Origin of the sequence: Flavobacterium limicola (assembly GCF_003634755.1) — a bacterium.
GTDB lineage: Bacteria > Bacteroidota > Bacteroidia > Flavobacteriales > Flavobacteriaceae > Flavobacterium > Flavobacterium limicola.
In genome coordinates this window covers 488,974-503,724 of the sequence record NZ_RBXA01000003.1, presented here as the reverse complement: position 1 = coordinate 503,724, position 14,751 = coordinate 488,974, and the positions used below count along the sequence as shown (strand labels likewise).

9 protein-coding genes and 1 pseudogene are annotated in these 14,751 nt (G+C 36.2%); 4 read left to right on the top strand and 6 right to left on the bottom strand.

Features of this window, described 5'->3' with window-relative positions; all coding sequences use genetic code 11:
* Positions 1–127: 127 nt before the first annotated feature.
* The 3 genes and pseudogenes from BC952_RS12155 to BC952_RS12145 form a co-directional block, all read left to right on the top strand.
* Positions 128–667: pseudogene (locus BC952_RS12155) on the top strand (TraM recognition domain-containing protein); the annotation flags it as partial.
* Between the two features lie 252 nt (positions 668–919).
* A complete protein-coding gene (locus tag BC952_RS15080) occupies positions 920–1,201 on the top strand; it encodes a phage integrase SAM-like domain-containing protein (RefSeq protein ID WP_244200146.1) in 282 nt (93 codons plus the stop codon).
* Between the two features lie 164 nt (positions 1,202–1,365).
* The gene (locus BC952_RS12145) at positions 1,366–2,286 is read left to right on the top strand and encodes a phytanoyl-CoA dioxygenase family protein (protein WP_121365891.1); all 921 of its coding nucleotides are present in this window, start codon (positions 1,366–1,368) and stop codon (positions 2,284–2,286) included.
* A gap of 277 nt (positions 2,287–2,563) precedes the next feature.
* On the opposite strand, the gene BC952_RS12140 is transcribed toward BC952_RS12145, so the two are convergent.
* The 3 genes from BC952_RS12140 to BC952_RS12130 all read right to left on the bottom strand — a co-directional run bounded on the left by BC952_RS12140 (position 2,564) and on the right by BC952_RS12130 (position 10,151).
* Positions 2,564–3,397, bottom strand: coding sequence for a porin family protein (locus tag BC952_RS12140; protein WP_167445779.1), 834 nt, complete (start codon positions 3,395–3,397; stop codon positions 2,564–2,566).
* A gap of 167 nt (positions 3,398–3,564) precedes the next feature.
* Positions 3,565–9,534, bottom strand: coding sequence for an MBG domain-containing protein (locus BC952_RS12135; protein ID WP_167445777.1), 5,970 nt, complete (start codon positions 9,532–9,534; stop codon positions 3,565–3,567).
* 83 nt (positions 9,535–9,617) lie between these two features.
* Complete coding sequence (locus tag BC952_RS12130; RefSeq protein ID WP_121365888.1) at positions 9,618–10,151, bottom strand: phage tail protein; 534 nt, start codon at positions 10,149–10,151, stop codon at positions 9,618–9,620.
* 138 nt (positions 10,152–10,289) lie between these two features.
* Here BC952_RS12130 and BC952_RS12125 point away from each other — a divergent pair, with 138 nt between their 5' ends.
* On the top strand, positions 10,290–10,784 hold the full coding sequence (locus BC952_RS12125; RefSeq protein WP_121365887.1) for a hypothetical protein: 495 nt from the start codon (positions 10,290–10,292) through the stop codon (positions 10,782–10,784).
* 23 nt (positions 10,785–10,807) lie between these two features.
* Here BC952_RS12125 and BC952_RS12120 read toward each other — a convergent pair whose 3' ends face one another.
* From BC952_RS12120 to cysC, 3 genes are all read right to left on the bottom strand, one after another.
* Entirely contained in the window at positions 10,808–11,767 is a 960-nt protein-coding gene (locus BC952_RS12120; protein WP_121365886.1) for a sulfotransferase family protein, read from the bottom strand.
* A gap of 10 nt (positions 11,768–11,777) precedes the next feature.
* Positions 11,778–12,461: an aspartyl/asparaginyl beta-hydroxylase domain-containing protein gene (locus BC952_RS12115; RefSeq protein WP_121365885.1), complete on the bottom strand. Its 684-nt coding sequence runs from the start codon at positions 12,459–12,461 to the stop codon at positions 11,778–11,780.
* Between the two features lie 122 nt (positions 12,462–12,583).
* Positions 12,584–13,117 (bottom strand): adenylyl-sulfate kinase, encoded by a 534-nt coding sequence (gene cysC, locus BC952_RS12110; RefSeq protein ID WP_121365884.1) that lies wholly within the window; start codon positions 13,115–13,117, stop codon positions 12,584–12,586.
* Between the last annotated feature and the right edge of the window lie 1,634 nt (positions 13,118–14,751).

Here is a 14,751-nt window from a genome sequence, read left to right as displayed (position 1 = left end):
CTACCAGTTATCTTGGACTTGAATGTTGCAACAGGCTGAAAGACGCTGCCATTTCGGCTATTGCAAAATATGGTACCGAATTCCCGGTTTCTAAAACATACCTTTCACATCCACTATACCTTCGTATCTCAATGATGCCATGGAACAACTGGAGGGGCAAATTGCTTCCGCTACGATTGCGATGGTCCGACTTTCTTCTCCCCAGTTGTATTATGTACTATCCGGAAATGACTTTACATTAGACATTGATAATCCGGCTGAACCCAAGATTGTCTGCATGGGCAATACCCCTCAGAAAATACAAATTTATGGTGCCGTATTGTCCTTATATGTTTCTCGCTTGGTAAAACTGGTGAATCAAAAAGGGAAGCTGAAAAGCAGTTTGGTCTTAGATGAGTTTCCGACTATCTATCTCAACACTATGGATTGTCTGATTGCCACCGCACGAAGCAATAAAGCAGCCACTTGTTTAGGGATCCAAGACTTTAGTCAGCTTTGTAAAGATTACGGTCATGAGCAAGCCGATGTGATTATGAACATCGCCGGAAACATCGTCAGCGGTCAAGTTACTCCTTATAAAAGCAACCAATACATCGTAGATTTAATCCTTACTTATGCTGAGAAATATCCCGGTAAACTTCTTTTTAAAGAGAACGAGAATGAATGATAGTTCATCTGATTTGCATCTAAATATTTACGAGAAGTAGTGGTAGCGGAAAAAAATTGACGTTCCGGATACGAAACTCATCCTGAAAGACATTTTTTTACCAACAACTATTACACTACTGTAAACAATCCCATGAAATAAACTGGATGCTATATTAGATTCGTAAGTTATGTACTAAACATACATGTAGTGCATTCCCTAGTTTTAAATTTGAATAGGTACACCAATTCTTTACCTTAAATCAGTGGAAACATGAACCAGGAAAAAATAACAATTCTGTTTGCAATAAATACAAACAAAACCAATCAAAAGGGATTATGTCCAATGAGTTGCAGAAAAATACATTCAGTAAACACGATTAATAAAATTATTCAAAGGCTTAGAACATCCATAAAACAAGCTATTTCAGAAGCTTATTTAGACAGGGACCCATTGATTATTATACAAATCAAAAAAAGCACACAAAGAGGTTATATTCCACAGGACAATGAAATTAATTTACCAAGACACAAAATGAATACAACTAACAACTAAGATTAGCATTGGATACAATGAAGCTTCATTTAATGTGCGGTTTTTATCTGCATATTCATGCATATATTCCAATTAGTACATATCTTTAGATAATAAATTTTCAGTATTAGAAAATAATTCATACTATTATTCTTTATTTTTGAGAACAATCTAAACGCACTGTTATGCCGTCGACCATTATTGAGAAACTCTGGGAACGAACGTTGCACCCGGAAAACAAATCTATTTCTGGTGAAAATTGTTCTTGGAATGAAGAAATTGAATCATTGTACCGCTTGGGCATCAGTATGGAGGATACGCTTCACTATCTTTATTTTGAGAAACCCAGTTTGGATTCTTTTAAAGAATGGATTGTAAAAAATCAAAAAGATATTTCTACATCAGAACAAGCTATCGTTGAGGATGTTCTTTCTGAGGAAGATTTAGCTTTTTGGGATAAAAACGGATATGTGGTCGTGAAAAATGCCATATCTAAATCAGAATGTGAAGCGACCCAACAAGCTATTTGGGAATTTTTAGGAATGAATCCAAACCACAAAGAGACTTGGTACAAACAACACGAGGCGCAAAGAGGTCTGATGCTTACTTTTTCAAATCATCCTACACTGAATAAAAACAGGCAATCATTACGAATTCAAAAAGCCTATCAGCAACTTTATGCCACCACAAAGATTTATAAAACCATCGATAAAGTAAGTTTTAATCCTCCTGAAAATGACTATTTTCGGTTCTCAGGAAGTTCGCTTCACTGGGATGTAAGTTTAAAACTGCCCATTCCTTTTGGACTACAGGGACTTCTTTATCTGACTGATTGTAATGAAAAAGAGGGTGCATTTCATTGTGTTGCAGGATTTCACCGCAATATTGAAGGTTGGCTAAGTGAGTTATTGCCTAATGAAAATCCAAGAAAAGTCGCACTGGAAACATTAAAGCCTATCCCCGTGATCGGAAACGCAGGCGATTTCATTATTTGGCACCAGGCATTGCCTCATTGTGCGACACCCAATCACGGTTCTGCCCCCAGAATGGTGCAATACCTCACTTATTTACCAGACAACTACAAGCAAAATTCGGAATGGATTTAATAGACTTTTTATTATTTAAAGGAATTTTTTTCGCAACTATTTCTTTTACTAAATGCAAATTCCAGTGATATTGATTACCCAATTCCAATTTAAAGTGAGCACTTGATTCTATTCAAAATACCCTCTTTTTTTTCATTAAAAACTACTTTTTTTAATCTGTACAAACATCACTTGATGAAAATTAGTACTCATAAACTCGCTGAAAAAGCAAGCTATCGAAAAAAAAAGGTCTTGATTATTAGTCAAGACCTTTAGTTTAATTTAAAAAAAATTGGATTTATTTAAAATTCCATCCTAATGTTATACCAAATGCTACAGGTTTAATTTTTGCATCTTTATCAGTACTATACAATCCATTAGCTTTTCTGTCAGATACTGATGTTGGCCTGTAACCAATATAGGATTCATTATTATTTTGGTCTAGAATTGAACCATATCCATGCTCTAGGAACATGGCAGAATATAAGGAACTCTTCTCTCCAATATCAAAGGTAAATCCTAACTCAAAAGAGCTCATTATAATTCCTTTTGTTTTGTATTCTCCTGATGCGGAATAATTATTTTGTTGACCAAAACCAAATTCTGGTAAATCAAAAATAGTAAGGTTGACATCTGGATAAAAAGCAGTACCATTGGCATTATCGGCAGTTGCATTAATTTCATATTTGATAGGTAAAAAATATTTAGCACCAGCTCTAAAATTAAAATCAATGCCCTTATTTATGTTTTTTTTGTACTGCACAAAAAGAGGAACTTGTAAAGCTCGTAATGTTTGTTTTTCTCTGTAATTGTTTGTAGTCATGTTATAAACAAATGCAGAAGTTGAAGCGTCAACTTCAAAATTTGAGAGCGTTGCAGTAGGCTGAGAAAAAGAAACTTCTTGCTTGTATTGCGAGAACTCTAACCCGGTACCAATTCCAAAATGCGAATTTAAAGGGTAGATGTAACCTGCCTTTAAAGCTCCTCCTAGGCGATTACCTGTTTGTATGCCAGTAATATCACTCTGGATATTTCCTATTCCAGACTGTATTCCTACATAAACTTGCGCAGCTATTCCTTGTGAGATTAATAATGCTGTAACTCCAATTATGTTTTTAAGATTGAATTTCATAGATGTAAAATTGATTTTTAGCGGAAGCATATGTAATTGCCCTTTATTTATTTGTTAGTTATTGCTCGCGCATACTTGCAGAAAATGACAATTTCATACTTGTTTTTTTTAATTTGAATAATACATCCTCATTCATTAAAATGAGGATGTCTATTCAGTAAATAATTTTAATTTTTCACTAAAAGGTTTTTAGTAAAATATTTGCCATTTGCTAAGGTTATTTTTACAATGTAAATTCCCTCAACACTCGGAGCTATCATGTCAATATTGTTTTGACTTGTATTTGCAGTTGTTAACAAGTTTCCTGTTAAGTTAAAAACCTCAACACGTGCATTTTGTATTCTGCTTGCGCTAATATTAGTAATTAATTGGAAACTCGCATTGCTTCTCACAGGGTTTGGAACAACTCTCATAGATTCCTCTTCTACAGTTGGCGAAAGAGTCAACGGACAACTTGTAATTAATGTTCCGTCTAGTTTTGTTGCAACTGCATAATAAGTTCCATTCAAGGCACCATTTTCTTTGAAATATTGTAAAGTTTGTCCAGGAACTAAAACCCCATTTTTATACCAACTATACGATTTGAAATTCTTCGAACTGTTGTCAAAGAATATAATATTTTCAAATTGTTTTCTAATTAGGTTAGGCTGACTAGCTACTACTGGTAAAATTACAGCTGGAGCTGCGTTGTAATTCATGTTTCCTGCTTGCGATGCTGTTACAGTTGTAGACCCGTAATTTTGGAAAAATAATGAATTATTTGAAACAGTAGCAATGTTCGCATTTGAAGAAGCATAATTTACTGCTAAACCACTATTTGCAACAGCAGTTAAAACAATACTAGTTTCTCCATTACAATCAAATCCTAAAGTCTGATTCCAAGTTATAACCTGATCTGCCTTAGTAATCGTGAAATTAGAGCCGTTGTAAGTAATGGTATAGTTAGCACCGGCGCTTAAGGTACCTTGTGTAATGGTGTAAGTCCCCACATTCTCTCCAGCAGTTCTTGCTAAGGCTCCAGTAAAAGAGTCGCCACTAACTAAATTTGGTGAAACAGTGTAAGAGTAAACCGGATTCGTTGTTCCATATACTTTGGTTTGTGAAGCATTTGCAGTTACTGTGATTGGTTTTGCCGTAATAGTAAAATCTCTGCTTACATAAGTAATGTTATAATTAGCTCCTGCACTTAAGTTACCTTGTGCGATAGCATAGTTTCCAATATTCTCTCCTGCAGCTCTAGTTAAAGTTCCCGTGAAAGAATCGCCACTTACTAAAGTAGGCGTGAAAGTATAAGAGTAAACTGGATTCGTTGTCCCATAAACTTTTGTTTGTGAAGCGTCTGCCGTTACAGTGATAGGTTTTGCTGTAATAGTAAAATCTTTGCTAACATAAGTGATATCATAATTAGAACCTGCACTTAAGTTTCCTTCTGTAATGGCATAGTTTCCAATGTTTTCTCCTGCAGCTCTAGTTAAAGATCCTGTAAAGGCATCACTACCTACCAAATTTGGTGAAACTGTGTAAGTAAAAGTAGGATCTGTTGTTCCATAAACTTTCGTTTGCAATGGAGCTGCTGTTACAGTAACTTGTTTTGCAGTAATGGTAAAGTTAGCACCTGAGTAACTAATTATATAATTAGATCCCGCACTCAAACTTCCTTGGTTAACGGCATAAGTTCCTGTGTTTTCTCCAGCGACTCTTGTTAAAGCTCCTGTAAAAGAATCACTACCAACTAAACTAGGTGAAACGGTATAAGCAATAACTGGATCTATTTCCCCATAAACTTTCGTTTGTATTGGAGTTGCCGTTACTGTAATTGGTTTTGCGGTAATAGTAAAGTTAGCACCAGCATAAGTAATTAAATATTTAGACCCAGCTGAAAGCGAACCTTGATTAATAGCATAAGTGCCAATGTTTTCGCCACTAACTCTTGTTAAAGAACCAGTAAATGAATCTCCAGAAAGTAAACTTGGTGATACGTTATAAGTTAAAACAAGATCACTTTCCCCATATACTTTAGTTTGAGAAGGTGTTGCAGTTACAGTAACTGGTATTTGGTTTAATTTCAGTACATAATTAAATGTAGCAGTACAATTATTAGCATCAGTAGCAGTAACGGTAAAATTACTATCTGCAATTTGTGTTGAAATACCTGTTATCTGTCCAGCTGTTGATAGTGAAAAACCAGAAGGCAAACTTCCTGTTGTAACTGCATACGTTTTAGCCCCTGTTCCTCCTGAACCTACAATACTCTGACTATATCCAATATTGTAATCATACCCAGATAAGAAAGTTGTCGTAAAACCAATTGCCGTTGGCTGTGTAATTGTAAAACCTTGAGTAGTTGTACAACCATTAGAATCTGTAACAGTTACGGTATATGTTCCTGCACTCAAACCTGTTGCAGTAGCAGCTATTCCTCCAGATGGAGCCCATGAGTAGGAATATCCACTTGTACCTCCTGATACGCTTACGGTAGCAGATGCGTCAGCACCTCCATTGCAAGAAACGTTCGTTTGTGCAGCAGCGGTTGCCACAAGAACAGTTGGCTGTGTAATTATAAATGTTCTCGTAGCGGTACATGTGTTAGCATCGGTTACTGTGACAGTATATGTTCCTGCACTTAATCCAGTTGCGATAGCAGCCGTTCCACCCGCAGGCGACCAAGAATAAGTATATCCACCCGCACCACCAGAAGGTGTCACCGAAGCAGAACCGTTAGATCCTCCATTACAAGACACATTGGTTTGTGCAGCAGTTGTTGTACTGATAGCTGTTGGCTGTGTAATTATGAATGTTCTCGTAGCCGTACATGCGTTAGCATCGGTTACTGTGACAGTATAAGTTCCTGCACTCAATCCAGTTGCTGTAGCAGCTGTTCCACCCGCAGGCGACCAAGAATAAGTATATCCACCCGCACCACCAGAAGGAGTAACAGAAGCAGAACCGTTAGATCCTCCATTGCAAGACACATTTGTTTGAGCAGCAACTGTACTAATAGCCGTTGGTTGTGTGATTACAAAGTTACGAGAAGCGGTACATGCGTTAGCATCGGTTACCGTTACAGTATATGTTCCTGCACTTAATCCAGTAGCTGTAGCAGCCGTTCCACCCGAAGGAGCCCAAGAATAAGTATATCCACCAGCACCTCCCGAAGGAGTAACGGAAGCTGAACCATTAGATCCACCGTTACAAGACACATTTGTTTGCGCAGCTGTTGCAGTACTGATAGTCGTTGGTTGTGTGATTACAAAGTTACGAGAAGCGGTACATGCGTTAGCATCGGTTACCGTTACAGTATATGTTCCTGCACTTAATCCGGTTGCAGCAGCAGCCGTTCCACCTGATGGAGACCAAGAATAAGTATATCCACCAGCACCACCAGAAGGAGTCACCGAAGCAGAACCGTTAGAACCTCCATTGCAAGATACGTTTGTTTGCGCAGCAGTTGCCGTACTGATAGTAGTTGGCTGTGTGATTACAAAGTTACGAGAAGCGGTACATGCGTTAGCATCGGTTACTGTTACAGTATAAGTCCCAGCTACAAGTCCAGTAGCAGTCGCAGCTGTTCCACCAGATGGAGCCCATGAGTAAGTATATCCACCAGCACCACCAGAAGGAGTGACTGAAGCAGAACCGTTAGATCCTCCATTACAAGATACGTTTGTTTGCGCAGCTGTTGCCGTACTGATAGTCGTTGGTTGTGTGATTACAAAGTTACGAGAAGCCGTACATGCGTTAGCATCGGTTACCGTTACAGTGTAAGTTCCTGCACTTAATCCAGTTGCTGTAGCAGCAGTTCCACCCGAAGGAGCCCAAGAATAAGTATATCCACCAGCACCTCCTGAAGGAGTAACGGAAGCTGAACCATTAGATCCTCCATTGCAAGATACATTTGTTTGTGCAGCGGTTGCTGTATTAATAGCCGTTGGTTGTGTGATTATAAAGTTACGAGAAGCCGTACATGCGTTAGCATCGGTTACTGTTACAGTATATGTTCCTGCACTTAATCCAGTTGCTGTAGCAGCCGTTCCACCTGATGGAGACCAAGAATAAGTATAGCCACCAACACCTCCCGAAGGAGTAACGGAAGCAGAACCATTAGAACCTCCATTACAAGACACATTTGTTTGAGCAGCAGTTGCTGTGCTGATAACCGTTGGTTGTGTGATTACAAAGTTAACAACAGTAGTACAACTGTTTGCATCAGTTACAGTACAAGTCCAAGTTCCGGCGCTTAATCCTGTTACTGATCTCGTTCCATCACCTGTCGGGGTGCCTGGAGTCCAGTTGTAGGTATATCCACCCGCTCCACCTGTTGGAATATTAATAGAGGCAGCTCCATTAGAACCTCCGTTGCACGAAACATTGGTTTGAGAAGCTGCAGTTGCTACAATAGCAGTTGGTTGTGTGATTGTAAAGTTACGAGAAGCGGTACATCCGTTAGCATCGGTTACTGTTACAGTATAAGTCCCAGCTACAAGTCCGGTAGCAGTCGCAGCTGTTCCACCAGATGGAGCCCATGAGTACGTATATCCACCAGCACCTCCTGAAGGAGTAACGGAAGCTGAACCATTAGATCCTCCATTGCAAGATACATTTGTTTGTGCAGCGGTTGCTGTATTAATAGCCGTTGGTTGTGTGATTATAAAGTTACGAGAAGCCGTACATGCGTTAGCATCGGTTACTGTTACAGTATAAGTTCCTGCACTTAATCCGGTTGCTGTCGCAGCCGTTCCACCTGATGGAGACCAAGAATAAGTATATCCACCAGCACCACCAGAAGGAGTCACCGAAGCAGAACCGTTAGAACCTCCATTGCAAGATATGTTTGTTTGCGCAGCAGTTGCCGTACTGATAGTAGTTGGCTGTGTGATTACAAAGCTTCGAGTAGTCGAACATAAAATAGCATCTGTTATGGTTACAGTATAACTTCCTGCTGACAATCCCGTAGCGATTGCTCCGGTCCCTCCCGATGGAGACCAGCTGTACGTATATGGAGAAACTCCACCGGAGGGAGTAACCATAGCAGTTCCGTTTGAACCTCCAAAGCAACTCACATTAGTTTGAATACTAGATGCAGTTATGTTAGAAACTGTTAGTGTTCCTGAATTTGAGTTAGCAGAATCTGCACCAGAGGCAACACATCGATATAAATAACCATTCATTCCAGCAGTTGCTGCTGTAATAGTTAAAGTAGTTGTAGTAGCCCCTGAATAAGGTGCCCCATTAGCAATATTTGTAAATCCGCTACCTGAATTTACCTGCCATTGATAACCAGTTGCATTTGAAGCCACTATGGAAAAGGAGGCATTAGTATTGGTACAAGTACTAATATTAGAAGGCTGCCCAGAAATACTTACCGGCGAGCCAACGGTAAAGATTGGATTTACTCCGGGGAAATTTGTACCTCCAGGGGTTAGATCTTTAGTTTCAGTATCAACTTCACTTCCACTCCAATTCGCTGAATCGCCAATTGCCAATAAAATAGAAGCTTTAGTTCCTGAAGTGATTCCTGTATACACATTATTATCAAAATGATACAAAGGGTCTCCACTTTGAATATTTGCTGTTGTACCATTCGATAAACTAGATGGTAAATAAGAAATAGTAGCATTCGGGAAGGTCACACCTGTACTTGGCCAAGTTTTAATTCCATAGGTAGCTGTACTCCAATTGGCGTAAGCATAAATAAAAGTTGGAGCTGCAATACTTCCTTGCAAGACAAACCAGTTATCACCACCAGATGCAATCGCATCGGCACTCCATCCAGTAGCAGAGACAGAACCAAAGTTCGAAAGACCTCCACCTATTACTGCACCTGAACCTATCGTAATTTTAATCAGTGTTCCGGCAGGAACTATTGTATTAGTGGTCCAAGTTATAAAACCTTCAGCTAAACTATTGCCTGTTTCTAATGAAGAGCCATTCCATGCATAATCAGTTAGTAATATTGTTTGCCCACTAGCAATGGAACTTAAGGTCAGTATAGCTATTTCATTGGGATTTGTATCTGAATTAATTCCAACAAAAGCAATATCGCCTGCCTCTAATTGAGCATTTGCAAATGGCGCAAAACTAATCAGAATCAACAAGAGGATTAAATTTTTAATTTTTAAAGTAGTATTCCCTTTCATAATTTGCATTTAAGATGATATTAATTCAAATAATTAATCAACAAAAAAGGTGATTCTTTTTAAGATTCACCTTCTGATAAGTTTTAGTTTCTTTGAGGGAAAAGCCCTTCCAGACAAATAATATAATTTAAAGCTACATATGGAGCCATATTTTCATGTGGTTGATTACCTCCCGTAACACCTATTGAAGCTGATGATATTTGAGTATTTGGAGCTGTTTGAGAAAAACCATTTGCAGCATCTCCATTTACATCTACAGGAGCTGCTATGGAATTTGAAGCAGTTGGCACTGCAACACCTGCTTTTCCATTATTAACATTTAAAGGGTGTGAATGTGAAGGAATTTGTGTTGTTGTAAGCGTAACTCCTTCAACCCCTCCCATTTGACCTATAGCATAATTTGAAAGACCCGGCCCTTGCCCTAAACCTATTGGCGCTCTACCCCTTAAATCAGGCAAACCAAAATTATTAACGCCATTTCCCCCATACATAGTTCCCACTATTGAGAATAATGCAGTATATTGGTTAATAGCCAAAAGTTGACCATTGCAAAAAGCCCATCCCCTTGGGGCGAAACTTCCTGCGAATATTTTAATCATTCCTAAGTATTCATCCATAATATAATTTTATTTATTATCTGTTTCTTGTTGCAAATTAGCGACTTATATTTTATATTTGCAAATATAATATACTATTTTTTTTATTAAAAAAACTGTAAAACGCATCCAAATAGTTTTAAAAACAATATATAACTAATGAAAAGAAGGACATTTATTCAACAATCAGCAGTTTTATCTACCGTGACATTATTTTCTTCCCCTCTTGAATTAATTGCCAAAGAAAATTCAAATTGTGAACTAAATTTAGCTTCTTTTATTGCAACTGGAAAAAAAGCAATTGTTAACGGTTTTGCAATAGATGCCGTTTCAAAAGATCCGATAAATGCAAACATACAAATAGCTTCAGATTCGGGTTTTTATACTAAAACCAGAACAGGAATCAGCCAAAACGGACAGTATTCTATAGTTGGAAATGTATTAAATGAAGGAAACCATAAAATCAAAGTAAAAATTGAAGCTGACGGATACAAAACATTTATTGGCACAATTTACTTAACAAGATTAGGATGTCGCATTGATAGTCAATTGTGGTCTTACAATCCAGATTTCACACCTGATTTCATTCCTAAAAATGAGATTACAGATACATTAATCAATTCAAAATTTAACTTTCATTTAGTAAGAGCATAACAACAGAAAATACTTTTTTCTAATTATATACTTATTTGATTATTGCTTAATTTTTTATACAAAATTTTAAGTTGGGTAAGATCTATCGCCAAAACTTCATCGGAAAAGAAATCTCCTTCAAAAACCGCGTTTTGATTTTTAGAGTGCTTTTTTAAACGTTCAAACATTTCGGAAACTTCATCAGTTGAATAATCAATGACAACAAAAGATATAAATCGCTCTATGACAGATTGCATTCCGTCATTATAATTACACATTAAGACATTTTGATCTGTTGCATAAAAATCAAGAAATGCCTGGAAATATTTCTCTAAAACTAATGCACCATACTGTTTATAACCAATTTCTGTAATATTCAGAGATGGAAAACCAAAAACACTGTGCGGTATTAATCCGGGAACCATATGCATTCCAATCATTTTTTGATGGGATTTTAAGACCTCTGATGGTTCTCTATAAAGTAACATAAAAGGTAATTCCGGAAAGATCAATCTAAATTGGGCAACATTAAATATATGCCACGCGTCCAACTTTATAATTAAATTTTTTTGTTCTAGAAATCGTTTTTGACCTAAAAGTCTTATTGCCGCTTCAACAAGAACACACTTTTGTTTGAAATCAAAAACAGTAGTACGTAAAATTTGATCTATAAGCGGAGCTTCAGAAATCATTATATTTCCTGAAGAAGTAACTAAAGACTGACTCAATATAGTAGAGCCGCAGCGCGAAACATGAAATACTAACGATTTTAATTCAATACAAATCAATTGCTTAGACCAATCCAAAAGATTCTCTATAGTACTTACTGCTCTAACTACTTTTGAATTATAGGGATGGCTTTTACATTTAGAAATAGTTTCATCAAAAAACGGATCCGTATATTTTCTATCTCCTAGATAGATCCATTCAAAATATACATCATTATCTTTTTCAATTAACTTATAAGGAATCCAATGTAAAAGAGGATGATCTATGTTTTCCATTTTATTAAATCTATTTAGCTTGCAGACTTGCTATAATTTTGGCATTTATCTCAGATGGAGTTCTGGAGAGTTCAGCAATAATTTGTTGTTTAACTTCGTCTGAATACTGGTTTTTCTTTGAAGAATAATGAATATCAAAACCCATTTTTGTAAATAAGTCATCTGACCATGCGTTTCTGATACAATCCAGAGTGAGGTGAATTCTGGGTTTCAATCCCTTATTTTGCACACTATGCGGAAGCTGAAAATTGGCGTACCAGCACTCACCCATCCTCATAGGAACAAGTTCATGGTTAACATAAAAAAAAACTTCAGAATTTGTTACAATAGGTATGTGAATTCTAAAAAACCCATCCTCGTAGGAAGTATCATTATCTACGTGCTCTTTTATTTCACTTTTTGGATCTAAACGAAGCAACCGTATAGCTTCTTTGTCACATTTAAACCAATTAATAATTTCGGTAAAATAAGGACAAAGATCAAGTAAACTAGTATTATGGTATTCTTTATTTGCAAAAGATAGAATGTCATTTACCTCGCCAGAAGCTGATCTCAAAGAAATACTGGTCCAGCTGCCTTCATAGCGTTGTGTATTGAAATGGGGAGTCCACAGATCATTTTCACATATAGCTAATTCACTTTGCAATTTATCTATCGAAAAGGAAATTGGGAGTTTAATAGAAAAAGGATTCATGTTCTTTTAAAAGATTAAATTAGAAATTATTTCTTTTGCGTTGTAAATATATAAATTTTGTGAAGGCTTTGCTAACGAAGAAATTAATATTTTTTTTGTTTCATACATCTACTTTTTAACAATTAAGAGCAATTGTATAAATTTTCAATGATAAAATTATACAGTTTATTAATAGATAAAGACACGGTTTCTAAATCCGTTTTTAATACCAAGTCTGCCCGTAAAGGGATCTCAAAAACAGCACTAATTCCTGTAAAATTATTTATTTTATTACTATCATTATCCGGCAGTAATGCCTTTTTATATAATCCTTTAGGGTCTCTTTTGATCAAATTTTCTATCGAACAGTCCAAAAATACAGTCCTGACAAATTTATGTGCTCTCAATTCATTTCTTAGATTTTCGTATGGATTAATTACCGACATCAAAACGATAGTATCTGCTTTAACAAAATCTCGCCCTACCTTAAAAAGACGTCTGATGTTTTCACATCGATCTTCTTTTGAAAATCCTAAATCTTTACAAATAGTTGTTCGATAAACATCACCGTCAATGACTTCAACTTTATAGCCTTCTGCTACTAACAACTGATGAACATTTTCGGCTAATGTTGTTTTACCCGAACCAGATAATCCTGTAAATTGTACTAATACCATCCTATGAATAAATTTTTATGATCAAAAAAATATTTTTTCACTACACTAAGTAGCAAGTAAAATGTAGTCTCGCAATTATTTAAAAAAAAAATTGCCATAAATTTGAAGGATTAAACAGCTTTTTAAAACTTGATTACTCATTAATCTGCACCACATTGTGGCAAAGAAATTTACAGCTTTATAAAAATACGGAATTAAATTTTAGCCGTTACTTATTCTAGTAAACACATCTAAGACATCCTATTGCATAATATTAAAAAACTATAATCAATTATCTATTAAAACATTTGCTTTCGCTAACTAACTTTTATTCAAATATAGCTAAATAGTATCTCGATGTTTCTTTTTTGCTTTATGGTCGGCAAATTTTTTAAAAATTAATAATCATAATTATATGCAATAATAAGTAATTGTAACGCTTCAGATACTCCATAGATAGCAGGTCAGTTTAAGTAGTTTTTCTACCAAAAACTACTGAAGTGTTACAACGTAAAAATAACCAAACTTCTAGATTTCACTTTACAAAACTATTTCATTTTACAATGATGCTTCCATTAATATTGTAAGGTATCAATCAGACCAATCCAACATGACAATCACTCAGTAAAGTAATGAAGACCGGTCCAAATCGAAGTAAGGTCATGCAAATAATAAAATTAAAATAGACAAAATAAAAAACAACATTCACGTTTCCAACAACACGCGCAAAAAATCGGTCTCTCTTCGGTCGTTCTCTTTGTTCCGTTCGGCAACTTCAGTCGGTCAGCCTTGCATTTTCATAAGAACATTTTAGGTAAATAAGCAGTTTATTGTTTCAATTCATTAGTTAATTTCCCTCTATTCCGGAGACACTTCACGACAAAAAAAACAGCAGCTTGAAAATAAGCAACTGTTTTTTTGCACCAGTGTGTTCCTCATCTTCACACATTCACTTTCTACACTCAGCCGGGCTATTACATCCATAAATACCGCTTCATTTCTTTATACTCCGCAAGCTACTTTCCATTGCACTCCAACAGTATCATGTTTGTCACTATTTGCTTTTTAACGTAATTACTAAAAAATCAATATTTTAAATTAATACAACACTACGCAAAAAATGGTAGCTGAAATTTTTGATACTCCTAATAAACGGAGACTGTATGCTTGTATTATTTTAGTTGAAACTCTTGATACTACTGGCTCGCTATTTCAATTGGACTTGTATAAATGTTTCGATCCAATAACAAAGAAAAATTAACCCCCCATTTATCAAGAAACAATTATGCCAATAATAGATCATACCTAATATAAAATAAAGTACCCTACTATAGCCGGCAAATATCTACATCTCTAGATTTAACTATTGTCAACTTTTATTAAAACACCCTCTATTCTTATTGCATTTACTATTATAATTTTAATTTAAAAAACATGCTATTGCTTGCTGTTGTCATTCCAAACGGACTAAAAGGCACCTAAGATAGTGTCTCCTGGATGCTGCGAGCGCATAATGACTGTGTTGCACTAGCCACCCTTCGGGACTTATAGCTCTCCACTTCCATAAGCCCCTTATTTCTTGCTTTCTTTTTTCCCGTTTTTTCCTTTGAGAACATTTTTTTGGAGTGGGACGGGTTCTGAGGAAGCAATTCAAA